Annotated in this window: 22 protein-coding genes; 19 read left to right on the top strand and 3 right to left on the bottom strand. The window is 67.6% G+C overall.

Features of this window, described 5'->3' with window-relative positions:
- The first annotated feature begins 20 nt into the window (after positions 1 to 20).
- Together DXT68_RS16975 and DXT68_RS13365 are read left to right on the top strand one after the other, a co-directional pair.
- Complete coding sequence (locus DXT68_RS16975) at positions 21 to 185, top strand: hypothetical protein (RefSeq protein WP_156149281.1); 165 nt, start codon at positions 21 to 23, stop codon at positions 183 to 185.
- Between the two features lie 76 nt (positions 186 to 261).
- Positions 262 to 963 carry a hypothetical protein gene (locus DXT68_RS13365; protein ID WP_156149280.1) on the top strand — a complete coding sequence of 234 codons (702 nt, stop codon included), beginning with the start codon at positions 262 to 264 and terminating at the stop codon, positions 961 to 963.
- A 445-nt stretch (positions 964 to 1,408) separates the two neighbouring features.
- Here DXT68_RS13365 and DXT68_RS13360 read toward each other — a convergent pair whose 3' ends face one another.
- The gene (locus DXT68_RS13360; protein WP_045253862.1) at positions 1,409 to 1,897 is read right to left on the bottom strand and encodes a YajQ family cyclic di-GMP-binding protein; all 489 of its coding nucleotides are present in this window, start codon (positions 1,895 to 1,897) and stop codon (positions 1,409 to 1,411) included.
- Between the two features lie 78 nt (positions 1,898 to 1,975).
- Between DXT68_RS13360 and DXT68_RS17090 the strand changes: the two genes are divergently transcribed.
- The 15 genes from DXT68_RS17090 to DXT68_RS13290 all read left to right on the top strand — a co-directional run bounded on the left by DXT68_RS17090 (position 1,976) and on the right by DXT68_RS13290 (position 19,275).
- The gene (locus tag DXT68_RS17090) at positions 1,976 to 2,128 is read left to right on the top strand and encodes a hypothetical protein (RefSeq protein WP_167541591.1); all 153 of its coding nucleotides are present in this window, start codon (positions 1,976 to 1,978) and stop codon (positions 2,126 to 2,128) included.
- A gap of 133 nt (positions 2,129 to 2,261) precedes the next feature.
- Entirely contained in the window at positions 2,262 to 3,284 is a 1,023-nt protein-coding gene (locus tag DXT68_RS13355; RefSeq protein WP_045253861.1) for an ABC transporter, read from the top strand.
- Between the two features lie 8 nt (positions 3,285 to 3,292).
- Positions 3,293 to 3,784, top strand: coding sequence for a DUF6121 family protein (locus DXT68_RS13350; protein WP_045253860.1), 492 nt, complete (start codon positions 3,293 to 3,295; stop codon positions 3,782 to 3,784).
- A 59-nt stretch (positions 3,785 to 3,843) separates the two neighbouring features.
- On the top strand, positions 3,844 to 4,491 hold the full coding sequence (locus tag DXT68_RS13345; RefSeq protein WP_045253859.1) for a hypothetical protein: 648 nt from the start codon (positions 3,844 to 3,846) through the stop codon (positions 4,489 to 4,491).
- Positions 4,492 to 4,642: 151 nt separating this feature from the next.
- The gene (locus DXT68_RS13340; RefSeq protein WP_045253858.1) at positions 4,643 to 5,119 is read left to right on the top strand and encodes a DUF2975 domain-containing protein; all 477 of its coding nucleotides are present in this window, start codon (positions 4,643 to 4,645) and stop codon (positions 5,117 to 5,119) included.
- A complete protein-coding gene (locus DXT68_RS13335) occupies positions 5,119 to 5,340 on the top strand; it encodes a helix-turn-helix domain-containing protein (RefSeq protein WP_045253857.1) in 222 nt (73 codons plus the stop codon). The genes DXT68_RS13340 and DXT68_RS13335 overlap by 1 nt, the downstream gene beginning before the upstream one ends.
- Positions 5,337 to 9,041: an SCO7613 C-terminal domain-containing membrane protein gene (locus tag DXT68_RS13330; RefSeq protein WP_045253856.1), complete on the top strand. Its 3,705-nt coding sequence runs from the start codon at positions 5,337 to 5,339 to the stop codon at positions 9,039 to 9,041. The genes DXT68_RS13335 and DXT68_RS13330 overlap by 4 nt, the downstream gene beginning before the upstream one ends.
- A 222-nt stretch (positions 9,042 to 9,263) precedes the next feature.
- On the top strand, positions 9,264 to 9,632 hold the full coding sequence (rpsL, locus tag DXT68_RS13325; protein ID WP_017201609.1) for a 30S ribosomal protein S12: 369 nt from the start codon (positions 9,264 to 9,266) through the stop codon (positions 9,630 to 9,632).
- Between the two features lie 5 nt (positions 9,633 to 9,637).
- Complete coding sequence (gene rpsG, locus DXT68_RS13320; RefSeq protein WP_042538706.1) at positions 9,638 to 10,108, top strand: 30S ribosomal protein S7; 471 nt, start codon at positions 9,638 to 9,640, stop codon at positions 10,106 to 10,108.
- Positions 10,109 to 10,192: 84 nt separating this feature from the next.
- Positions 10,193 to 12,310, top strand: a complete 2,118-nt coding sequence (fusA, locus tag DXT68_RS13315; RefSeq protein WP_045253855.1) for an elongation factor G — start codon at positions 10,193 to 10,195, stop codon at positions 12,308 to 12,310.
- Between the two features lie 147 nt (positions 12,311 to 12,457).
- Positions 12,458 to 13,648: an elongation factor Tu gene (gene tuf / locus DXT68_RS13310; protein WP_045253854.1), complete on the top strand. Its 1,191-nt coding sequence runs from the start codon at positions 12,458 to 12,460 to the stop codon at positions 13,646 to 13,648.
- 108 nt (positions 13,649 to 13,756) lie between these two features.
- The gene (locus DXT68_RS13305) at positions 13,757 to 14,425 is read left to right on the top strand and encodes a VanZ family protein (RefSeq protein ID WP_052677689.1); all 669 of its coding nucleotides are present in this window, start codon (positions 13,757 to 13,759) and stop codon (positions 14,423 to 14,425) included.
- Between the two features lie 49 nt (positions 14,426 to 14,474).
- Positions 14,475 to 16,673 carry a glycosyl hydrolase gene (locus DXT68_RS13300; RefSeq protein WP_162829125.1) on the top strand — a complete coding sequence of 733 codons (2,199 nt, stop codon included), beginning with the start codon at positions 14,475 to 14,477 and terminating at the stop codon, positions 16,671 to 16,673.
- A 116-nt stretch (positions 16,674 to 16,789) separates the two neighbouring features.
- Positions 16,790 to 17,965, top strand: coding sequence for a glycosyltransferase WbsX family protein (locus DXT68_RS13295; RefSeq protein ID WP_052677688.1), 1,176 nt, complete (start codon positions 16,790 to 16,792; stop codon positions 17,963 to 17,965).
- A gap of 59 nt (positions 17,966 to 18,024) precedes the next feature.
- Positions 18,025 to 19,275, top strand: coding sequence for a hypothetical protein (locus tag DXT68_RS13290; RefSeq protein ID WP_156149279.1), 1,251 nt, complete (start codon positions 18,025 to 18,027; stop codon positions 19,273 to 19,275).
- On the opposite strand, the gene DXT68_RS13285 is transcribed toward DXT68_RS13290, so the two are convergent.
- The gene (locus DXT68_RS13285) at positions 19,229 to 20,428 is read right to left on the bottom strand and encodes a hypothetical protein (RefSeq protein WP_156149278.1); all 1,200 of its coding nucleotides are present in this window, start codon (positions 20,426 to 20,428) and stop codon (positions 19,229 to 19,231) included. The genes DXT68_RS13290 and DXT68_RS13285 overlap by 47 nt on opposite strands.
- 196 nt (positions 20,429 to 20,624) lie before the next feature.
- On the opposite strand from DXT68_RS13285, the gene DXT68_RS13280 reads away from it, so the two are divergent.
- A complete protein-coding gene (locus DXT68_RS13280; protein WP_045253850.1) occupies positions 20,625 to 21,815 on the top strand; it encodes a polysaccharide pyruvyl transferase family protein in 1,191 nt (396 codons plus the stop codon).
- 54 nt (positions 21,816 to 21,869) lie between these two features.
- Here DXT68_RS13280 and DXT68_RS13275 read toward each other — a convergent pair whose 3' ends face one another.
- Positions 21,870 to 22,682: a glycosyltransferase gene (locus DXT68_RS13275; protein WP_045253924.1), complete on the bottom strand. Its 813-nt coding sequence runs from the start codon at positions 22,680 to 22,682 to the stop codon at positions 21,870 to 21,872.
- A gap of 48 nt (positions 22,683 to 22,730) precedes the next feature.
- Here DXT68_RS13275 and DXT68_RS13270 point away from each other — a divergent pair, with 48 nt between their 5' ends.
- The gene (locus DXT68_RS13270; RefSeq protein WP_052677687.1) at positions 22,731 to 23,711 is read left to right on the top strand and encodes a glycosyltransferase; all 981 of its coding nucleotides are present in this window, start codon (positions 22,731 to 22,733) and stop codon (positions 23,709 to 23,711) included.
- Positions 23,712 to 23,745: the final 34 nt, after the last annotated feature.

Raw genomic sequence — 23,745 nt, 5'->3', positions numbered from 1 at the left:
GGCGAGAGAAAGGACTGCCAATGGCGAACTACGTGATCAACGAGGGGTACGACAACAGTGAGAAGGTCGAGGGGGCAGTGAAGTTCCGTCATGCCGATGGGTATTTCTACTTCACCAGTTCCCAGGACGTGACTGTCTACGCGATTTCCGCGGACCACGTCCAGTCCATCAAGCGGGTCGAGTAAGCGCCGCCGAGCTCATATGCGAAGCCCCGGTGTCCTCGTGGTGAGGGTCGGGGTTTCGATCTGGAATGCTGTGGGGATGGGTTGGTCTCGCGCCGTGGGTGCGCTCTGGAATGTTGGCTTTCCGTTCATCGTCCTCAATGGTGTGCCGGTGCCGGCGGCTCGGGACCACGACCTATTCGAGTGGTTCGCGGAGATCATCCTTCCGGGAATCGTCGGTCTAGCGACGGTCGCTGTTACTTGGGCGGCTGTCTTTGCTGCGACCAGCGCAAATCGGTTGGCGAAAGATGTCGAGACGCAGCGCACAAAGGCGGCAGAGGAAAGGGCGAGCGAGGCTTCGAAGCTTCGCATGCAGGACATGGCGATAGATGATGCGCGCGTCCTACATCGCTGGGTGGTCGAGTCACTGAAGCCTCGCTATCTTCGAGTAGGTAGCGAGGAGTCGCCAAGTCGCAGCCAGCTGGAGCAAGCAGAAATCGACGCACGCGTGGCTCTCGAGCAGAGCCTGGTTCCAGGCGCCGACGAGTTGCTGGCGATGACGAGGTTCGACCTCAAGCACCTCTCAAAATGGCTCATCCCACGTGATGATGATTCCGTGCTAACCAAGGCCAAGAAGTCGATGATTCGACGAAAGCGGCTCGACCGGATGAACGGACGAATCAGATCCTGGGCCCTCGACCCCCAAAGCGAGACCACACGAATCAGAAATGATCGACAGCTAGCAGACGATGACAGCGTCGCCTATCTGATGTGCGGCGAGGGAATGATCCGGGAGACCTAGTCTGACGAAGCCCCGGTCTCCTTCTCGGAGGGACCGGGGCTTCGTGCGACAGTGTGGCGACTCTTTCACAGTACCCCGGTCACATTGGACACATTCAAACTCTCGGGGAAAGTTCCCTACCGAACGTCGGGGCGACTGTATACGCGTGCTTCCACCTCTCGACCCTGAGCAGGTCTTGGGTGTTGATGACGCGGACGCCGTCGTGATTTTCGGTGCTGATCCTGAGGTCCGGGTCGGCGAGCCACCGACGGATGGTTCGCTTCGATCGTCCCGTGAGGACAGCGGCTGCATTCATCGAGAGCCAGGGTTCCATATGCGTCATAGAGCAGCCACTAACCCGTTGGGCTCTCCGTGTTCCGCCCGGAGGCGGTCAGCGAGCGCTCGGAGCGCGGGCGCGTCTTGGAACCATGCCCGCTGTCCGTCGATTCCAGGTCAGACGGCGCTCTTACCGGTAGTTGATGAACTGCAGATCGAGGTCGAGGTCGGCGCCCTTGAGCAGCGCGATCACGGACTGCAGGTCGTCGCGGCTCTTGGACTGCACGCGCAGCTCGCCACCCTGGATCTGGCTCTTCACGCCCTTGGGGCCCTCGTCGCGGATCAGCTTGTTGATCTTCTTCGCGTTCTCCGACGAGATGCCGTCCTTGAGCGTCGAGACGATGCGGAATTCCTTGCCGCTCGCGAACGCCTCGCCCGACTCGAGGCTCTTGAGCGAGATGCCGCGCTTGATGAGCTTGCTCTGGAAGACGTCGAGCACGGCCTTCGCGCGCTCCTCGGTGCCGGCGATGATCAGGATCTGTTCGCCGCTCCAGGCGATGGAGGCGCCGGTGCCCTTGAAGTCATAGCGCTGCTCGATCTCCTTGCGAGCCTGGTTCAGGGCGTTCTCGGCCTCCTGGTGATCCACTTTCGAGACGATGTCAAAGGAACTGTCAGCCATACCCAAAGTGTATCGATACCGCCGTCGTCGTCGGCGTTGCGTCCCGGTACAGGACCCCCGCAGTCGTACCGTGAGCACATGGCACGAGTCTCGGGACGCAACATGGTGGTCAGCTGGATCGCCGCGGTGCTGTGCACCGGCGTGATCGCGGCTCTCGTCTGGTTCGCGATCCCCCTGGTGCCCGCGATCGCCACCCTCGTCGGAGACACGCTGCGCGCCACCTCCCCCTGATCACGATCCCCGAGGCGGTGCGGGAGGATCCGCGCCGCGCGTCGGCTCTGCGACACGTCGGCACGCCTCCGTCGGCGGGCGTGCGCGCGGCGGTAATCTCGCACTGCACACATCCGATGAGAGGCGCACCCCCATGAGTGACCCCGAGGTTCCCCAGCCCGAGCGGCCGAAGGACGTCGATGACGTCGTCGACAGCGCGAACGAGGGACTCGATGCCGCCGCCGCGGCTGGTGCGGGAGTTCCCGGTGCGTCCGCGGACGAGTCCCGGGTGCGTCCTGCGGTCGATCCCGACGTCGCAGCCTTCGAGGCCGCCGAGAACGACCACCCCGGCACCTTCTCGACGCCCGAGCTCAACGACCCTCGGTACCTGGATCCCGAGCCCGACGTGACGTCCGACGCGTCGAGCACCGACCACGCTGCGGCATACGTGCCGCCCGTCGCCCCGGAGCGCTCCTCGATCGCCGGCGACGCGTACTCGTCGAACAGCGACGCGTACTCGTCGAACAGCGACATCGCCACGCGCGTCGTGCCTGCCGAGCCGGTCGCGTCCGAGCCTGTGGTCGCCGAGCCCGCGGTCGTACCCGTGCAGCAGCAGCCGATCTTCGTCCAGGCCCCCGAGGCGCCGCGCGAGCGTGGCAACCGTGGCACTGCCGGCGCCATCGGCCTGCTCGCGACCGTGGCGTTCGCCGTGCTGTACCTCGCCGCGACCCTCGGGCTCGGTGCGGTCGCGGGTGACGTGACCACTGCGAACCTCGGCGACTCCGCGCTCGCACCGCTGACCACCTGGGGCTTCTGGGTTCCCGTCGTCGCGTTCTTCCTCGGATTCTGGCTGCTCGGCGCGTTCATCAACCGCGGCCGCTGGGGTCTGTGGGTCGTCTTCGGCATCATCGTCGGCGTGATCGCCTACGGCGGTCACATCCTCGGTGCTCTCCTCGGTGCGCCGTTCTGGCAGCTCACCGCCAGCGAGGGCAACGAGCTGGTGTCGTCGCAGCTCTTCCACCCGCTCGCGATCGCGGCGTTCGTGTTCGCGCGGGAGCTGACGATCTGGTTCGGTGCCTGGGTGGCCCGCAGCGGTGCACGAAAGACCGAGCTCAACGCCGAGGCGCAGCGCGAGTACGAGCGCACCCTCGAAGCCGGCCCGACGCTCTCGCGATAGTCTCTGCCATGTCATCGCCGAACCCCCGTGGACCCGAGTCCGCGGGGGTTTCGGCCGTCTTGGCGCTGGTGCTCGCGACGATCGGCTTCTTCGCGCTGGCCGTCTTCGGGCTCGGCGCCGTCAGCATCGTGACCGATCGCGACATCATCGCGGTCCCCGGACTCGGGCCGGTGCCCGGGGTCGTCGGCATGATCATCGCGCTGCTGGTCTTCGCGATGTCGCTGCGCGGTGCGCTGCAGAGGTCGCGCCCGTCGTTCATCTCCGCCCCGGCCGTCGCGCTCGCGACCGCGCTGGCGCATCTGGCTGCAGTGTGGGGCGGGGTGGCGGTCGCAGGCGGGGATCTGATCGTGGCGACGGTGGTCGCGGGAGACCTCGTGCGCGGAGGCGCGAGCGCGGTGCTTCTTCTGGCCGCTGCGATCGCCGCGTGGAGCGGCGTGGCCCTCCGACGCACCCGGGCGGAGCGCCCGCAGTGGCCCTGGGAGCGCGACGACGAGGAGTGACGCCCCGCCGTGGGGTGCGAATCGCCGCGAGCAGGCCGTGCGCGCCGTACGCTCTAGGTGTGGAGCGCTCGTTGGAGACGCAGGTAGACCAGGCCGTCGAGGCCTGGATCCGCTGGGTGCCGCGCTGGGAGCCGGCCACCCACCGTGGCCGCGTCGCGCCCTGCCGGCGCTGTCTCGGATCCCCGATCCTCTCTGCCGCGGGGATCGGCTCGAACACCCCGCACGGCGTGCAGCACGGCCTCTCGACCCGCATCAAGACGATCGTCGATCATGCGGTCGCCGATTACACGTCGAAGAACCTGCCGATGCTGCAGCGCGAACTCGACCAGCAGGCGGCCCGTAACCGCGCGCGCACCTACCGGCCCACAGAGAATCTCGATCCGGAGTTCGACGGCCTGCCGCTCGACCCCGAGCCCGTCGCCGGCGCGCCCTTCCTCTTCACCATCGCCGGCATGGCCGACGAGGCGGTCGCCGATCTGCCTCCGCTTCCGCCGCTGAGCGAGGAGGCGAAGGCGGCGCTGCGGCAGGAGGTGTCGCTGGCCGACGAGTACGCCAACATGGTGGGACGTGAGATCTGCCGCATCCTGCTGCGCCACCGCATCTACATCCAGGCGGCGATCTCGCAGCATGTCGAGCCGCAGATCGAGGCGCTCCTCGCGGAGCTCACCGAGTCGCTGGACTCGCCGTTCGACCCCGACCAGGCCTGAGCGGCGCGCTTCCGGCCGCAGGGCTCCCCAGACTCCGGCGGCCTCGCGTGTGTCTGCATATCTGCTGGGAGACGCGGCGGTGACTGGCGACGTCGACGCCCGATAGGTATCGTTTTTCGATAGATACCCATTGGCGATCGATAGGCGAACCATGCAACCCCGTATCTCTCGCGCTCTCAAGGCGCTCATCGTGCTCCTCCTCGGTCTGCTGGTCGCCAGCCAGACGCTCGTGATCCCCGCCGTCGCCCGCATCACCGCGATCCGCAACCCCGATGTCGACCAGCTCGAGGTTCCCGGAATCATCGGCGCGGTGATCTTCATCGGTCTCATCGAGGTGACGCTCGTCTGCGTCTGGTTCCTCCTGTCGCTGGTGCAGACCGATCGCATCTTCCGCGTCGAGGCGTTCCGGTACGTCGACATCATCCTCGGCGCGCTCGTCGCGGCGGGGGTGCTGATCCTCGTCTCGTACGTCGTCATCGTCGGCAGTCGCGCCGTGTCGCTGTCCCTCACGCTGCTCGCCGTGCTCGGCATCGTGGTGAGCGCGGCGCTCGCCCTGCTCGTCGTGGTGCTGCGCGGGCTCCTGCGCAAGGCGCTGGAACTCGAGCAGGACCTCTCGGAAGTCGTCTGATGCCCATCGTGATCGACCTCGACGTGCAGCTCGCGATGAAGAAGATGAGTGTGCAGGACTTCGCGGATGCCATCGGGATCACCCCCGCGAACGTCGCCGTGCTCAAGAACGGCAGGGCCAAGGCCGTGCGCTTCACGACGCTCGAGGCCATCTGCCGGGTGCTGGAGTGCCAGCCGGGCGACATCCTGCGCTGGGTGCCCGAGACAGAGGAGCAGTCATGACCCCCACGTCTCTGGAGTCCTCGCCGCCGTCGACCGATGCGCTCACCTGGGGTGAGGCCGTCGCCCGGCACCTGCTCGACCTCGGAACGTGCCCGGTGTGTCAGGCCGAGCTGGCGGACGGATGGTGCCGTACCTGCGGTGCGGATCTCCGCGGCCCCGTCGGATCGGAGCTGTGGAGGGCGTCTCTGACCGCCGCAGGTGCCATGCGCGCACGGGATGCGGTGCTGCAGCGCATCCCGCCGGTCGCTGCCGAACCTGCCACCGCACCGCCGGCACCGGCGCCCCGCGCAGCGGCGGCGCGTGCGAATCCCACGGCCGCGTCGACGACGGTCTCCGCGCCGCAGAGCAGTGCGACGCTGCAGTCCGTGCTCGCGACGGCGGGGGCCGGGCTCGTCGCCGTCGCCGCCGTGGTGTTCACGTACCTGAACCCGGATCTCGCCGACCGTGCCCTGCGCAGCGTGATCGTCGGTCTCATCACCCTGCTGTTCCTCGGCGGGGCGTGGCTGCTCGCGCGCCGAGGACTGCGGTTCTCAGCCGAGGCCGTCGGTGCGCTGGGGCTGGTGTTCGCCGGACTCGACGTCCACGCGGTCGCCCAGCTCGCGGCGCCGGAGGTGCATCCGTGGCTCACCGCCGCCGTCGTCACGGCGGTCGTCGCCCCGGCCGTGCGGAGCGCGGGGCGGCGTCGCGCCATCCGGGTCTGGCAGTGGGTGGCTGTCGTGGCGCTGACGCTGACGCCGGCGATGCTCGGCCTGGCGGGGGCGACGGCGCTCTCGGCCACGGCAGGCGCCCTCGGCGTCGCGTTCGCGGGTGCCGCGGCCATCGGGTTCCTGCGGCCGCCCGCGCCCGAACGGGTCGCCCTCGTCGGGGCGCAGGTGATCGCGATCGCGTCACCGCTGATCCTGGTGTGGCGGGTCGAGATCGACGACGTCTCGCTGTTCCTGCTCGCGACGGGCGGGATGCTCGTACTGGTCGCCGCGCATGCCGTCATCGCCGCGCGTCAGGCGCTGACGCCGCTGTGGGCGTTCCTCGCCGGGGTGACGGGGGCGACGGCGATCCTGCTCGGGGTCTATGCGGTCCCCGCGGTACGCGAAGTCGACGCCTCCTGGCAGCTGGCGATCGCGCCCACCGCGGCATCCGTGGCCCTGGTGGCGGTCGGCGCGCTCCTTCCGCTGCCGCGCCGCGTGCCGCGGGGCCCTGTCGCGGGTGGGGCGCTGACCGTGTTCGCCCTGCCGGCGGTCGCACTGCTCGCATCCGCCGCGGTCACCGGTGCGCTCACGGTCGCCGCCTTCGTCGGCGAAGCGGAGTGGGTCGACGGCTCCGGAGTCGTCGGAGGGGGCACGCCCCTCGGTCTCGCAGTGCTGAGCGCCGGTCTCGGTGCCTTGCACCTCGTCGCCCGCACCCGGGTCGGCATCGCGCGGCTCGCGACCCCTGCCGCCCGGCTGTCTCTCGTCGCCCTCGCCCTCGCCCTGCTCGTGCTGGGCTGCGGCGGTCTGCTCGTGCTGCCCGCCGCGATCGCCGTGCTGACGGGAACGGCGGCCGCCGTCGCCGCGGTGATCCGGTGGATGCCGGGGCGCGTGGCGGGCAGGGGAGTGCGGACGATGCTGGTCGTCGCCGCCTATCTCGCACTCCTCACGGCGGTCATGGTCGCCTGGCGCGACATCGATGCCGTGCCCGTCGCGGGAGTGGCGACGCTGATCGGCCTCGCCGCTCTCGGCGCGGTGCAGCCGTCGCGATGGCGCTTCCTCTCCGTCGGGGCCGGTTTCTCGTACGCGCTGCTCGTCGTCGCGACGGCGCTGGGGGAGGGTGGGGTCGACGGGATCGCTCGGCTGTGCCTCACCGCATCCGCCGGTCTCGTCGTCGCGATCCTCGCCACCTACCTGCCCTTCGTCGGCGCGCGGAGCTGGCAGGCGGTGCTCGTCGTCTCGACCGTTCCGTTCGGGATCGGGGTGCTGCAGGTGATCGTGGAGCGCAGCGGATGGACCGCCCTGTCGACCGGGCTGATGTCCGTGCTCGCGCTGACGCTGCTGCTGACCCGCCGGCCGGGACTCACCGTGCCGGTGCGCACGGCGGCTGCGGCGATGCTCGTGCCCACGCTCGCCGTCGTCGTCGTCTGCCTCGGCGCCCAGTTGCTCGACTCGAGCGGTTCGCCCGTGGCCCTGCCGATCGTCGCGGTGCTCGTCGGCCTGGCGCTGCCCGCATCAGCCCTCGTCCGTGATGCGCTGCTGCACCGGGGGCGTTCGGCGTTCGCCGCGGATGCCGCGCGGGTGGCGATCGAGGCATCCGCGGTGCTCACCGGAATGATCGCGGTCGGTCTCTCCGTGGGGCGCGAAGCCGCAGGGCTCGGCACGACCCTGATCGTTCTCGTGGTGATCGGCCTCGGCGCCGTCGCCGCAGGACTCTTCAGCGGCCGGCGTTACGCGTGGTCCGTCGCGGGGGCGTCATTCACCGGCGCGCTGTGGTGCGTGTGGGGGATGGCCGGTGTCGACCTGTTCGAGGCCTATCTGCTCCCGCCGGCGCTGGGGGCGGCGGTCGTCGCGGTGCTGCTCACGATCCGAGGGCGGCGGGCGACCGCCCTGTACTCCGCCGGACTTCTGATCGCGCTCTTGCCGATCCTCGCGCTCATCTCTCTCGCGGAGCCCGAGACGGCAGACGGGCCGTCGCCCGTCATCTGGCGCGTCGTGGGCCTCCTCGGGGCAGCCTGGATGCTGCTCGCCCTCGAGAAGTCGATCGGCGACGGTCGTGCCGGACTCCGGCGGCGGCTGCGCGCGCTCCGCATGCCGACCCTGGTCGCCGCGGGGCTGGCGGCGGCGGCGGGGCCCATCCAGGGCATCAGGTTCGGGCTGGGCGGCGAGCTGCCGTCGCTGCACGGCGCGGGACTGTTCACGCTGTGCCTCGGGGTCAGCGCCGTCGGAGCTGCCGCCCTCGCCGTCGCGGCCGCGGGCATCCGCCGAGCGGCCGGGAGCGCGTCGACGCTGCGGCGCACACGCTGGCTGGGTGCGCCGGCCGCGCTCGCCCTCGCTGCAGGAACCTGGTTCGCGATCGAACGCGACTGGTCCTCGATCTGGCCGATGTGGATGCTCATGATCGCCTACCTGGTCGCGACGGTGGCGGTCGCCGCCCGCACGGTTGTCGGCACGACCACCGCCCCACCGGCGTGGTTCCTGTTCGCGATCGCGTTCGTGACCGCCGTCGTGGCGTGGAGTCCGCGCGACCTGAGGGTCGAGTGGTTCTCGCTGCCGTTGGGAGCGTTCCTCCTCGTCGCCGGCGCGATCGCCCTCCGGCGGAGGCCGGATCCGCACCCCGACACCCGGCGCGCGTCGCTTGACAGCTGGCCGGGGCGCTGGACCGGCTCGTGGGCGCTGCTCGCCCCGGGCATCGCGACGATGATGCTGGCCTCGGTCGTCTCCACGTTCACGGATCCGCTCACCTGGCGGGCGATCCTGGTCATGGTGCTGGCCCTCGCCGCCATCCTGCTCGGGTCGAGGAACCGCCTGGCGGCGCCCTTCCTGCTCGGCCTGATCGTGCTGCCGATCGAGAACGTCTTCGTGTTCTCGGTGCAGATCGGTCGCGGCATCGAGTCGATGCCGTGGTGGATCACGCTCGCGGTCATGGGCGCGGTGCTCCTGATCATCGCGGTGACCGCCGAGCGCAGGACGGGGGAGGCCGGAACGGTCGCAGCGCGGATGCGCGATCTGCGCTGAGGGAGGACGCCGGGGCCACCGCTCATTTGACCGCCACGTTACGCGGCATTACACTTGATCAGGTGTGTGCACGTCTCGACGTGCGTGCTGGGCGTCGGCTCCGTGGCCGATCCGCCCCCACGGCATACCCACCACTGCAAAAGCACGTCGATTCCGGCGTGCCGGTGGGTCATGATGTGAAACCCATCACGCTGTCACCGTGCAGCACTATGAGGAGAGAACGTGCCAACCATTCAGCAGTTGGTTCGCAAGGGTCGCTCGCCCAAGGTCACCAAGACCAAGGCGCCGGCGCTCAAGTCGAACCCCCAGCAGGCCGGGGTCTGCACCCGCGTCTACACCACCACCCCGAAGAAGCCGAACTCGGCGATGCGCAAGGTCGCTCGTGTGAAGCTCCGCAACGGGACCGAGGTCACCGCGTACATCCCGGGTGAGGGTCACAACCTTCAGGAGCACTCCCTGGTGCTCGTCCGCGGCGGTCGTGTCAAGGACCTCCCCGGTGTTCGTTACAAGATCGTCCGTGGCGCCCTGGACACCCAGGCCGTCAAGAACCGTAAGCAGGCTCGCAGCCGCTACGGCGCGAAGAAGGGCTGAGTCCAATGCCTCGTAAGGGTCCCGCCCCCAAGCGTCCCGTCGTCAACGACCCGGTATACGGCGCTCCGATCGTCAGCCAGCTGGTCAACAAGATCCTGGTCGACGGCAAGAAGTCGCTGGCCGAGTCGATCGTCTACAACGCCCTCAAGGGCGTCGAGGCGAAGAACGGTCAGGATGCCGTCGCCACTCTGAAGAAGGCGCTCGACAACGTGCGCCCCACTCTCGAGGTCAAGAGCCGCCGCGTCGGTGGCTCGACCTACCAGGTTCCGGTCGAGGTCAAGCCGCACCGCGCGAACACCCTCGCGCTGCGCTGGCTCGTCAGCTACGCCAAGGGCCGTCGCGAGAAGACGATGACCGAGCGTCTCCAGAACGAGATCCTCGACGCGTCGAACGGTCTCGGCGCCGCCGTCAAGCGTCGTGAAGACACGCACAAGATGGCCGAGTCGAACCGCGCGTTCGCTCACTACCGCTGGTAAACAGCTTCGCCGGCCCTCGGCCACACGCCGAGGGCCGGCACCCCCTCTTCGCAGTACGACTGCCAAAAAGATAAGGACACTCCTGTGGCACAAGACGTGCTCACCGACCTGAGCAAGGTTCGGAACATCGGCATCATGGCTCACATCGATGCTGGCAAGACCACCACGACCGAGCGCATCCTGTTCTACACGGGCGTCAACCACAAGCTGGGCGAGACCCACGACGGTGCCTCGACCACCGACTGGATGGAGCAGGAGAAGGAGCGCGGCATCACGATCACGTCTGCCGCCGTGACCTGCTACTGGAACAAGAACCAGATCAACATCATCGACACCCCCGGTCACGTGGACTTCACGGTCGAGGTGGAGCGCTCGCTCCGCGTCCTCGACGGCGCTGTCGCCGTGTTCGACGGCAAGGAGGGCGTCGAGCCCCAGTCCGAGACCGTGTGGCGTCAGGCCGACAAGTACAACGTCCCCCGCATCTGCTTCGTCAACAAGATGGACAAGCTCGGCGCGGACTTCTACTTCACCGTCGACACCATCATCAACCGCCTCGGCGCCAAGCCGCTGGTCATCCAGCTGCCGATCGGTGCGGAGAACGACTTCATCGGCGTCATCGACCTCGTCGAGATGCGTGCGCTCGTCTGGGCGGGTGACTCCAAGGGTGACGTCACCATGGGCGCCTCCTACGAGATCCAGGAGATCCCGGCCGACCTCAAGGAGAAGGCCGACGAGTACCGTCAGCAGCTCCTCGAGACCGTCGCCGAGACCGACGACGCTCTGCTCGAGAAGTTCTTCGGTGGCGAAGAGCTGACCGTCGCCGAGATCAAGGGCGCGATCCGCAAGCTCACCGTGGCTTCCGAGATCTACCCGGTGCTCTGCGGCTCGGCGTTCAAGAACCGCGGTGTGCAGCCCATGCTCGACGCGGTCGTCGACTACCTCCCGAACCCGCTCGACGTGGGCTCGATCGAGGCGCACGACCCGAAGGACTACGACACGATCATCGAGCGTCACCCCGACGCGAAGGACCCGTTCGCAGCCCTCGCGTTCAAGGTCGCGGTGCACCCGTTCTTCGGTCGCCTCACCTACGTGCGCGTCTACTCGGGTCAGCTGGACTCCGGTGCTGCGGTCATCAACTCGACCAAGGGCAAGAAGGAGCGCATCGGGAAGATCTTCCAGATGCACGCCAACAAGGAGATCCCTGTCCCCTCGGTCACGGCGGGCAACATCTACGCCGTCATCGGTCTGAAGGACACCACCACCGGTGACACCCTGACCGACCCGGCCTCGCCGGTCGTCCTCGAGTCGATGACGTTCCCCGAGCCGGTCATCGAGGTCGCCATCGAGCCGAAGACCAAGGCCGACCAGGAGAAGCTGGGTGTCGCCATCCAGAAGCTCGCTGAGGAGGACCCGACCTTCCGCACGGAGCTCAACCCCGAGACCGGTCAGACGACCATCAAGGGCATGGGCGAGCTGCACCTCGACATCCTCGTGGATCGCATGAAGCGCGAGTTCAACGTCGAGGCCAACGTCGGCAAGCCGCAGGTCGCGTACCGCGAGACGATCCGCAAGGGCGTCGAGAAGTACGACTACACGCACAAGAAGCAGACCGGTGGATCGGGGCAGTTCGCGAAGATCCAGTTCAACATCGAGCCGCTCGACCTCGACGACGAGAAGACGTACGAGTTCGTCAACGCGGTCACCGGTGGTCGCATCCCGCGTGAGTACATCGGCTCGATCGATGCCGGCTTCCAGGACGCGATGAACGTCGGCGTGCTCGCCGGCTACCCGATCGTGGGCGTCAAGGCGACCATCGTCGACGGTGCGGCGCACGACGTCGACTCCTCGGAGATGGCGTTCAAGATCGCCGGATCCATGGGTATGAAGGAAGCCCTGCGTCGGGCGAGCCCGGCACTCCTCGAGCCGCTCATGGCGGTCGAGGTGCGTACTCCCGAGGAGTACATGGGCGACGTCATCGGCGACCTGAACTCACGTCGTGGCCAGATCCAGTCGATGGAAGACGCCGCAGGCGTCAAGGTCGTCCGGGCACACGTCCCGCTGTCCGAGATGTTCGGCTACATCGGCGACCTGCGCTCGAAGACCTCGGGCCGCGCCGTCTACTCGATGGAGTTCAACAGCTACGCTGAGGTTCCCCGCGCTGTGGCCGACGAGATCGTCCAGAAGAACAACGGCGGCGAGTGACACTTCCTGGGAGTCGGGCCCCGGCCCGACTCCCAGGTCCCCTACAACTTCACATTCCCTCTCTACTAAACTGAGAAACTAACCCGTAGAGAACCGGTCGCAATCCAGTGCCCGGTCACCTCTACACGACGTCCTGAGGAGGACCCAGTGGCTAAGGCCAAGTTCGAGCGGACCAAGCCGCACGTCAACATCGGAACGATCGGTCACGTTGACCACGGCAAGACCACGCTCTCCGCAGCGATCTCGAAGGTGCTTGCTGACAAGTTCCCGTCTGACACCAACGTGCAGCGCGACTTCGCTTCCATCGACTCGGCGCCGGAAGAGCGCCAGCGTGGTATCACCATCAACATCTCGCACATCGAGTACGAGACCCCGAAGCGCCACTACGCGCACGTCGACGCCCCCGGCCACGCCGACTACGTCAAGAACATGATCACCGGTGCTGCGCAGATGGACGGCGCGATCCTCGTGGTCGCGGCCACCGACGGCCCGATGGCTCAGACCCGTGAGCACGTTCTGCTCGCCAAGCAGGTCGGCGTGCCGTACCTGCTCGTCGCGCTGAACAAGGCCGACATGGTCGACGACGAGGAGATCCTGGAGCTCGTCGAGCTCGAGGTCTCCGAGCTGCTCGCCTCGCAGGGCTTCGCCGAGGACGCTCCTGTCGTCCGCGTCTCCGCTCTGAAGGCACTCGAGGGTGACGAGAAGTGGACCCAGTCCATCCTCGACCTCATGGAGGCCGTCGACAACAACGTCCCCGACCCCGTGCGCGACAAGGACAAGCCGTTCCTGATGCCCGTCGAGGACGTCTTCACGATCACCGGTCGTGGAACCGTCGTCACCGGCCGCGCCGAGCGTGGCACGCTGGCCATCAACTCCGAGGTCGAGATCGTCGGACTGCGTCCGACCGTCAAGACCACGGTCACGGGTATCGAGATGTTCCACAAGCAGCTCGACGAGGCATGGGCCGGCGAGAACTGCGGTCTTCTGCTCCGTGGCACCAAGCGCGAGGACGTCGAGCGCGGCCAGGTCATCGTCAAGCCGGGTTCGGTCACGCCGCACACCGACTTCGCCGGTACCGCGTACATCCTTTCCAAGGATGAGGGTGGGCGTCACAACCCGTTCTACACGAACTACCGCCCGCAGTTCTACTTCCGCACCACCGACGTCACCGGCGTCATCACGCTGCCTGAGGGCACCGAGATGGTCATGCCCGGTGACACCACCGACGTGACGGTCGAGCTGATCCAGCCGATCGCCATGGAGGAGGGCCTCGGCTTCGCCATCCGTGAGGGTGGACGCACCGTCGGCGCCGGTACGGTCACGAAGATCATCAAGTAAGCTTCTGCTTCCTGACAAAGGGGTCGGACCTTCGGGTCCGGCCCCTTTGTCGTACATCCCTTTTCCGTCATCGCCGTCGCCCGACCAGGGCAGAGGAGGAACGCCGTCATGACGCAGATCCAGGTGGGTCCGCCGCCGCCGCGCAGCTACGCGCGGCTGTGGGTCTCGACGCTGCTGCTGGTCGTCTACGCCTCCTTCGTGCTGCTCGTCACCATGTGGCCGCAGCCCGAGCAGCTCGAGTTCGACAGCATCGCCGGGCGCATGCTGCGCGCTCTGCACAACATCGGCGTGCCGGAGTGGTTCGGGTACGACAAGCTCGAATTCACCGCCAACATCGGCATGTTCGTCCCCCTCGGCTTCCTGCTCGGACTCGCGCTCGCCCGTTCCGCATGGTGGGTGGCGATCTTCCTGTTGCCCGCGTTCTCAGGTGCCATCGAGTTCACCCAGGGCATCGCGCTCGATGAGCGGGTGTCGACGGTGCTCGACGTGCTGTCGAACACCATCGGCGGCTACCTCGGTCTGCTGCTCGCGATGATCCTGCGCGCGATGATCCATGCCAGGGACCGCACCAAGATCGAACGTGAGCTGTGGGAGCGTCGCGCCGCGGCGGCCGAGCTCCAGAGGCAGAACGCGGCGCGCGCGCAGGTGGCGGCCTCCTCGCACCAGGCGCCGGCGCCGGCCGCCGCCCGCATCGCCGAGCCCGACCCGGTCACCCGCGTGCTGGATGCGGACTTCTGGGAGACCGGCGACGCCCCGACTGTCCGCCTCCCGCTGTGACGCGCACCTCGGCACGGCGCCCCTCCGCCGACGACATAGGCTGGGCATGATGAACGAGCCGACGACTCCCCCAGAAGCCTCGCCGACCGTTGCAGCGCACGCTGCGCGTACGCTGTCCACCCGCAAGATCATCCTGCTGTCCATCGCGGGCGTGCTGGTCGTGGCGCTCGTCGCGACTCTGCTGGTGTTCCGTCCCTGGGAGGCGCGCTCGGAGGAGGCGCGGCCGGCGCCGACCGTCTCGGTCACGCCGACTGCCACGCCGACGCCGTTCGCGACACCTGCCGATCAGCCTCTGGTCGCGCTCGCGACCGACCTGCCGATCTCCGACACCTTCGCCGGCTGGCGAACCAGGACGACTTCTCCCGCGGTCTCTCTGCTCGCCACTGACGAGGCGCACGGCGGCGACTACGCGCTCCGGATCAAGAGCAGTGCGGGATCCGGCGCGATCGCGGCCCAGTACGAGCATCCGGTCGAGCTCGAAGCGGGTCGTCCTTACACGGTCTCGATGTGGGTGAAGTCGATCGGGACTGCGAACGGAGCCGTCGAGGTCAGGCCATCCACCGGATGGGAGCCCGCTCTCAAGATCCCCGGGGGGACGTACGACTGGCGCGAGGTGAGTGTGCCGATAGTCCCCGCCGGCGCAGGATCTGTGCGTCTGGTGGTGCAGGGGCAGGTCGATGGGCTCCTCATCGACGACATCACGATCACCGCTGACGACGGAGCGGCGGCCTTCCTGAGCAACGGCGGCTTCGAGGCCAACTCCGCCGACCTCGCCATCACCACGCCCTCGCTGCTGCTTCCGCAGTTCTCCTCCGTGTCCTTCACGACCCGTCGCGCACCGGACGGATGGATGAGCTGGGCGCTGTCCTCCGAGGACGAAGAAGTCGCACGTGGTGACGTGCTCTTCGCCGGCACCGAGGCGGCGATCTCCTTCCCCAAGGTCCCGCATGGGTACTACACGCTGAGTGTGTCCGCCCACATCGGCGGGAAGGTGATCGAGCGGAGTGCCAGCGTGGGGATCGTGCCCGAGGTTCCCGCAGAGCAGCGGGGCCAGGCGTCGAGATTCGGCGTCCATCTGCATGACCTCACGACGCCTGAGCGCACGGGGAACATGATCGATCAGCTGGCGGTCATGGGCTTCGGCCATGTTCGCGCCGACACGGTCTGGTCCAGTGCCGAGCCGAAACCCGGCCAGTACGCGTTTCCGACCCAGTTCACCGACAACATGAACCGGCTCGCGCAGAACGGTCTGACCGCCCTGCAGGTTCCGGTGTACTCGAACAAGAACTACGACGGCGGCGTCACACCCAGCAGCCCTGCCGGACTCGCCGCGTACGGCGCGTTCACACGGACCGTCCTGCAGCAGTTCCCGCAGGTCGGATCCGATGTCGAGGTGTACAACGAGTTCGATCACTTCTACAACACGGGCGCATGCGGAAAGGCCCCCGAGTGTTACATCGCGATGTTGGATGCGGTGAACGGTGCGGTCGATCCCGCCGTTCCGGGCGCCACGATCGTCGGACCCAGCCTCTCGGGGATGGGCTTCAAATGGGACTGGCTGCAGGATTTCTTCGCCCAGGGAGGACTCGACCGGCTGGACGTGGTCACCGCCCACCCCTACACCCAGCCGCTCGCCGCCCCGACGATGGGCGAGGACATCGAGCGTCTTCGGAGCATGATGCGTGACGCCAACGGTGGACAGGAGAAGCCGATCTGGATCACCGAGATGGGCTGGGCGACCATGGACGACTGGGTGAGCGACGAGGAACAGGCCAAGTACCTGGTGCAGGTGACCGCAGCCGCCCTCGGACACGGCGCCGAGCGGATGTATTGGTACGAGGCCGCGGATCAGCGGAGCGATCCCGTGCAGGGTGAAGTGAACATGGGCCTGTTCCGGAGCGACATCGGCGTACTGCCCGGTGGCAATGAGCCCAAGCCCGCTGCCGTCGCCCAGGTCACGCTCGCCGCCCGGCTCGGCGGTATGGACTCGGCATCGGTCGACGACATCGGCTCGGGCATCGAGTCCTATGTGTTCACGGGGCCGGGGACATCCTCGCGGGTTCTCTGGGCTCCGGACCCGGAGAAGCCGCGAAAGATCGTCGTCACCTCGCGCAACGCGATCACCGTCACAGACATCTACGGAGGAGAGACCACGAAGCGTCCGAAGGACGGCAAGATCACCCTCACGCTGACCGACACCCCCGTGTATCTCGATGCGGACGTCGAGGTCGAGGCGTCGGGCAAGTAGCGGCAGACGGGTCCTGCGATGCGGAGTCGTGGTCGGTATCAAGTAACATCGGGGAAGCATAGGTCGGCCGTCCGCCACCTTGATCCGTTTCAAGAGCCGTCGGAGATCATACGGTGATGCGCACAATCGCTTACTACCTGCCACAGTTCCACCGCATCCCCGAGAACGACGAGTGGTGGGGCGAGGGGTTCACAGAGTGGGTCAACGTCCGCAGGGCGTCACCGCTGTTCTCCTCCCACGCTCATCCGCGTGTGCCCGGGACTCTCGGCGAATACGACCTGCTCGACCGAGACGTGCATCGAGCGCAGTCCGATCTCGCGCGGCAGGCAGGCGTCGACGCGTTCTGCATGTACTTCTACTGGTTCGGCGGTTCGCGTCTGCTCGAGCAGCCCATCGACGCGTGGCGAGACGACCCGACGCTGCTCCCGTACTGTCTGAGCTGGGCCAACGAGAGCTGGACCCGTCGCTGGGACGGTAAAGAGCGCAGCGTCCTCATGGCGCAGGAGTACGACGAGGGGTACGAGGAGCAGGTCTTCCAGGACCTGCTGCCGCACTTCCTCGCGCCGCACTACATCCGGCAGGACGGAAAGCCGATTCTGCTCGTGCACCGCGCACAGGTGATCCCCGACCCGCCCGCGTTCGCCGAGCGCCTGCAGGTGCTGGCCCGCGCCGCGGGTCTCCCCGGGGTGCACGTCATCGGCTCGGAGACGACGCCCGAGCTCGATCCGCGTGCGCTGGGCTTCGACGCGGTCGCGGAGTTTCCTCCCGTCGGTGCGAACACCCTCGCATCCGCACAGCTGCGACCGCTCGAGGGCGTGCAGCGCGGATTCCGCGGTCGGCTGATGTCGTATCCGCGCATGGCCTCGCGGTTCGAGAAGCGCCGCGAGGCGTCGTACACGCGTCACCACGGCGTCACGCCCGGCTGGGACAACACCGCGCGTCGTCGGATGTCGGCCACGGTGTACGTCGGGTCGACCCCGCAGCGTTACGCGACCTGGCTCTCCGTCGCCCGCAGTCGCGAACAGGCGCGGCGCGGTGCGCGCGGGCTCGTCTTCATCAACGCCTGGAACGAGTGGGCAGAGGGCGCGTATCTCGAGCCTGATGAGATCCATGGGCACGACCACATCGCGGCGACGGCGGATCCTGACTCCTTCACGCCCAGTCGGAACGCGGGGGAGCCCGTCTACGGCAAGTTCTGGTCGTGGGGTCAACTTCGCAGCATCGCCCTCGCCACAGCGGGAAGTGTGCTCGCGGTCGCCCGCCGGATGAGGAATCGCAGCCGGAACCGATGATGTCGCGCGCCGCCACCCGGGATCGCGGGACGGGTCTCGAAACAGGGCCGCTTCCCGGCATGTTTCCGCAGGCATCCGCGGTGCTGCGGTCTCCGTTCGCCCTGATGCCGCTGTGGATCCTCGCTGCAGGAGTGCTCTACCTTCTCGGCTGGTCCGATCTGCTCACCCCGCTGCGAGCGGACACGGGGCTGTTCCTCGGAGTCGTCGCGGTGGCCTTCGCAATCCTTGCGCAACGCCATCCCGGGGACCAGCAGCCCCGGTCCGCGCTTCCGCTGAACTCCGGTGCCGTCGCGCTGATCACCGCGTACTTCATCGGTGCGTACGTCAAAAACGGCGGCGTGCCGATCCTGCAGCTGCTGAGCGGGGCGGAGTACGACGTCTACGCGTTCGGGATCGACGGGCTGCACATCGCCATGCTGTGCTTCACCGGGTATTACGGTGTGCGGGCTTTCCGCGTCTTCCTCGATACCCGGCGCCTGCGCGATCTCGCTGTCTTCGGCTGGGTCATCGTGCTTCTGGCGACGATCGCCAACCGCAGCGCGGTGTCGTTCCTCGTCGTCGCGTGCATGATCGTCTACCTCCGGGTGCGGCGCCTGAGCGCGACGTGGATCGTGATGCTCGTCGTGGTCGGAGTGGTGTTCGTCTATGGATTCGGTGTCTTCGGTGATCTGCGCCTCGCCCACCAGATCGAGGCGGCCACCGGAGTGCCGGCGGCGCGCGATGCCGTGCTGCGGTTCTCAAGAGCGAGCGAGGGTTTCGTCGCCAGCGGACTCAGTCCTTCATGGCTGTGGTCGTACACCTACTTCACGACGCCGGTGGCGAATCTCAACGCCGCGTTCGGCCATGCCGCGGGCCAGCTCTGCTCACAGACATGCGGACTGCCGACGGTCGTGCTCTACGACTTCATTCCCGATGTGATCGGAGAGCGCCTCGGGGGAGTGCTGGGGGTCGAGGACTTCGACAAGAGCGTGTTCCTCGTCGCCCCCGACGTGACCGCATCGACGCTCTTCGGGTCTGCGGTCGGTGCGGCCGGGCTCGTGGGGGGCCTCGGGATGGCCTGTGTGCTCGCGGTGGTCGCGATCGTGGCGCTCAGACTGCTCGCCGGTTCGCGGCTCTACGTCGAGGGCGTCGCTCTGCTCGGCACGATCATCTTCTTCTCGTTCTTCGAGAACATGGTGGCGTACACGTCGCTGTTCGGGCAGCTCGTCATCGTGGTCGTTCGCGCGCAGCTCGATCTGTGGTCCGAACGGCGGTCCGGATCCCTCAGGTCCTCGACGCGAGCGTTCGTCTGGCTTCCAGAGCGAGGATGATCGCGAGAAGCGCGATTCTGGCCAGTGCGACCGCCGCGACGACGGCGAGGCTGCCGCTCACGCTGGCGATCAGGAGTCCGCCGGCGAAGGGCAGGGCCAGGGCGAGCTGCCATACGGCGACGACCTTCTGTCGATCGAAGCCCTGCAGCACGGCGATGTAGACCTGGGAGATCCAGTTGAGTCCGGTGGCGACGACCAGGAGGACGATGGCCGACATCCCGTCCCGGTCACCCGCTATCGGAAGGATGACGGCGACGAGATCGCTCGGCACGAGGAATCCGAGCGCGGTGACCAGGCCGGCGCCGGCGAACGCCGCCAGGGGGAGCCCGCGACTCACCAGCTTCCGCAACAGAGGGAGATGTGCAGAGGCGCGCGTCGCAAGCCAGGGGAAGACCACGGCGAGGACTGCGCTGGGTATCACGTAGGACTTGAGCAGCAGTTCCGACAGTGCGGTGTAGTCGACCCACTCGCCGTCTGAGAACGCTCCGAGGCTCACGGCGAGTCGGTCGGCATAGAGGAACGCGGGGCCGACGATGCTCGAAAGGCCCACCCAGAAGACGAGATGTGCCTGGGATCCTGCCTTGCGATCGAAAGTCGCGCCCAGTGTCGCGCGCAGCGGCACGGCCAGGTGAGCGAACAGATACCAGAAAAGGACCACCCGTCCCAGAAGCAGTACGCCGAATCCCACGGGGATCCCCTGGGCGGGGTCGAGCAGCGCGATGGCCAGCGGAGGGAGCAGGTAGACCGTGAGCGCATTGATCAGCCGCTGACCCGCCAACACGGCGAACTGCCCGCTCGCCTCGAGGGCGCCCGCGACCGGGAACTGCAGTGCCGTCAGCAAGGGCACGGGAACGAGGAGCAACAACCACGGAGAGACGAGGAGACCCACCACCAGGGTGAGAGCGGAGAGCGCGATGCCGAGAGGGAGCGCCGTGCGCCAGAGCGTGCCGACGGCGGTGGTCGGCGCGGTCCCGGCGGAGACGAGCTTCGACGCCGACCGGGTGAGGCCGAGGTCCGACAGCACCATGTAGCCGAGAAGCGTCCATGCCGTCAGTACGGTGACGGATGCGTCGCCCGAGGATGAGCGCAGAAGAAGGATCGTGCCCGCCACGCCGACGAGAGCGGGAAGGATGCTTCCCGACAGAGACAGCACCACATTCTGGCCGAACCGTCTCGGGGCGTGCATCTGATCGTCAACTTCCGGGTGGTCCAGGTGCGGCTTCTGACCTGCGGCGGACTGGAGCGCGTGCGCGGTCGGGGCGCGTGAGAGGCGGCGCCGAGCTTTATACTACGGGAGGTCGCGGCCCTTCCGTTGCGGTCGTCGAGGCCGCGAGAGGGCGCAGAAACCAATGGCACAACCGCGACGGATCACCGTTGTCAACCAGCACACGAACAACTACGGAGACGATGCCGCCGGCATCGCACTGGTGGAGCGCTGTTTCTCCGAGCTGGACGCGACCCGGGTCGATGTCTTCTACATCTGGGATGGCGGACGCGGGGGGCTCCCCACCGATGACGAGCGCGTGCACCACCACCACCTCCCGGTGCTCGCCGGTACCTCGGACGCGAGACCCACACTCGCTCGCGCCGCCGCGCGTCAGATGCTCATGCGCCGGGCTGCGCACGCCGGTCTGCGAGGACTGGTCAGGGCGGCGCGTGAGTCGGACTTCGTGTTGGTCTCCCCGGCGGGTTCGAACATCGGAATCTACAAGGACTGGACCTACCTGCTCGTACTCGTCGCCCTCGTGCTCAGCGGGGTTCGACCCATCTTCTTCCAGAACACGATCGGCAAGAGCAATTCGAGAGTCTTCGACCGGGTCGCCCGCTACGTGCTGAGACGCTCCGAGCTGTTCGTGCGCGAATCCGCCTCTCAGCGCTGGCTGGCATCCGAGGGGCTCAGCGCCTATCTCGGTGTCGACACGGGCCTTCTGCTCGACATCGCGGCGGCCGAGTCCACCGAACCGGTGATCGCCGTCGTGCCCACGAACCTGTCGAGTTGGCACCGCGACTTCAAGGGGGACGACGACGGCGTGCTCTGGCGCGATGCGCTCGCAGAGGGGCTCGCGACGAGCGCCGCGGAATCGGGCCTGACGGTGCGGATCATCCCGCATCTCTACGGCACCCAGGCGGAACCCGCCGAGCTCCAGCGCTTCGCCGAGGCGCTGCGCTCCCGTGGCTGCGTCGCGGAGATCGCGCCGGTCGCGACGCTCTCGGACTATGTCGCCGAACTCGGCCGCGCGACGGTCGTGGTCTCGATGCGCTACCACGGCCTCATTCTGTCGGCCGGCCAGGGGGTGCCATGCGTCTCCCTCGCCTACGAGAACAAGATGGTCGAGGCCGCGGCGTATCTCGGACAGTCCGATCTGTCGATGCATGTCAGGGACACCTCGACGGCGTCGCTCGCCGGGTACATCTCGCGGGCACTGGAGAACCGAGATGCCATCGGCGCAGCGTCCCGCGAGCGGATGTCGATCCTCGAGGACATCGCTCGCGGTCCGCTTCTCGCGATGCGCTCCGAGCTCCTTCGGCGACAGGGCTGACGTCAGGGTGCCGGCGTACGGCCGTTTCGCTCGGGCTCCTCGTGGCGAGGTGCGTCAGCGTCGAGCGGGTGAGACCCGGCCGGATGCCGCGGATGCGCGGGGGTGCTTCCGCCGCACCGCGGCGCCGGGGCCGAAAAGAAGCTCGGGGTAGAGCGAATAGAACCTGGCCATGGACTGGAACTCACGTACCCACGGCATGACCTTGAATCCGGAGGTCTCCCTGGCCCATCCGTGGGTCCACCGGGCGCCGCCGTCGAGAGTCACGGGCAGTCCGCTGCGCCAGGCACGGATGCAGATGTCCTTGTCTTCGTAGTAGAGGAAGAAGCGCTCGTTCCAGCCGTCGATCGAGCGCACCGCGTCGGCGGACCCGAGGACCGCGGCGCCGATCACCCAGAAGACCTCGCGCCGTTCGTCGCCGTCGGTGAGGATCTGGTAGCCGTTGCGCCGCGGCTGGCTGGACAGCCGATTGAGGACCTTGTGCGCCAGGAGAGGTGCGCCACGACCGTTGGGCTGCAGGGTGCCGTCGGAATTGAGCAGCTGGGGTGCGACGAGCCCTCCCGTCTGGTCGATGGTCGCCTGCAGCGCGGGCAGCGACTCCCAATCGACCGCCACATCAGGGTTCGTGAATGCGATGTAACGCCCCTCCGATTCGACGAGGCCGCGGTTGTTCGCTGCGGAGAACCCGGCATTCTCGTCGAGCCGTATGACCCGCGCTCCCAGACTCTCGGCGGTCTCGACACTGTCATCGGTCGACGCATTGTCGACGACGATCCATTCGACGTCGCCAGGTCGATCTCCCTTCCAGAAGTGGCGGAGGGTGCGTGCACTGTTGTACGTGACGGTGATGAACGACCATGTCGATGGCATGATGTCGAGGATACCCAACACCACAACGGCGAACGGCGACAGCACGCAATGAACCACGCATCCACCGTCGGCCAGATCTGCATGGCGGTCTACCGACCCGACCCTCGCCTGCTGCGCGACCAGATCGAGTCGCTGCGCTCGCAGACGCTCGAGGACTGGCGATGCCTCATCGGCATCGATGGGGAGGATCCCGACGCGCTCGCGCACGTGCGGTCGTGCGTCGGAGATGATCGGCGGTTCGAGATCGTCGAGTTTCCGGACAACGTCGGGTTCTATCGGAACTTCGAACGGATCCTCGAGCTCGTGCCCCGCGCGGCGCCCTGGGTGGCGCTCGCCGATCAGGACGATCGCTGGTTCGACGAGAAGCTCGCGACGCTGACGCCCGCGTTGGCGCACGCCTCGCTCGCTTTCTGCCAGGTCGTCGTCGCGGCACCCGGGCAAGGGCGTGAGGGCGAAGTCACGCAGCGACGAGCGGTGGGGCTCGCGGCCGACATCATCGACAACCAGGTGACGGGGAGCGCCTGCGTGTTCCGCGGCGAGCTGCTCGAGACCGCTCTCCCGTTCCCGGACCCGACGGACCTCGCCTTCCACGACCACTGGCTGGGGGTGTGCGCGCTCGTCTCGGACGGCGTCTTCGAGGAGCCGGAGCCGCTGCAGGTGTATGTCCAGCACCAGGGGAACGTGATCGGCGAGGAGCGACGTCGTTCACTCCCCGGTCGGGTCGTCGACATGGTGACCAGGGCGCGCGGTCGTTCCTCGGGAGCGCTCTCCTACCTCAGCGATCACCGCTGGGGATGGCGGGTGAACATGGCGCGACGACTGCTGTCGCACCCCTCCGCGGTGAGGGGCGACGATGCCGCTGTTCTTCGCGCCTTCAGTCGGGGACGCATCTCGACCGCGTTGATTCGCATCGTCGCGAAGGCCGTCGCCGTGCGGGACGCCCCTCCGGCCCGCGCCGTCGGCCTCATCCTGGGCTCTCTGCGATCCCCGCGACCCCGGGCCGGCTCGGTGGTCCAGGTCGTGGACTGACGCACGGAGCCGCGCACGGATCTCCCAGCGGGCT

This window comes from Microbacterium foliorum (assembly GCF_003367705.1).
Classification (GTDB): Bacteria; Actinomycetota; Actinomycetes; order Actinomycetales; family Microbacteriaceae; genus Microbacterium; species Microbacterium foliorum.
The sequence above is the reverse complement of the archived record's forward strand: the minus strand, read 5'-3'. Positions and strand labels throughout refer to the sequence as shown.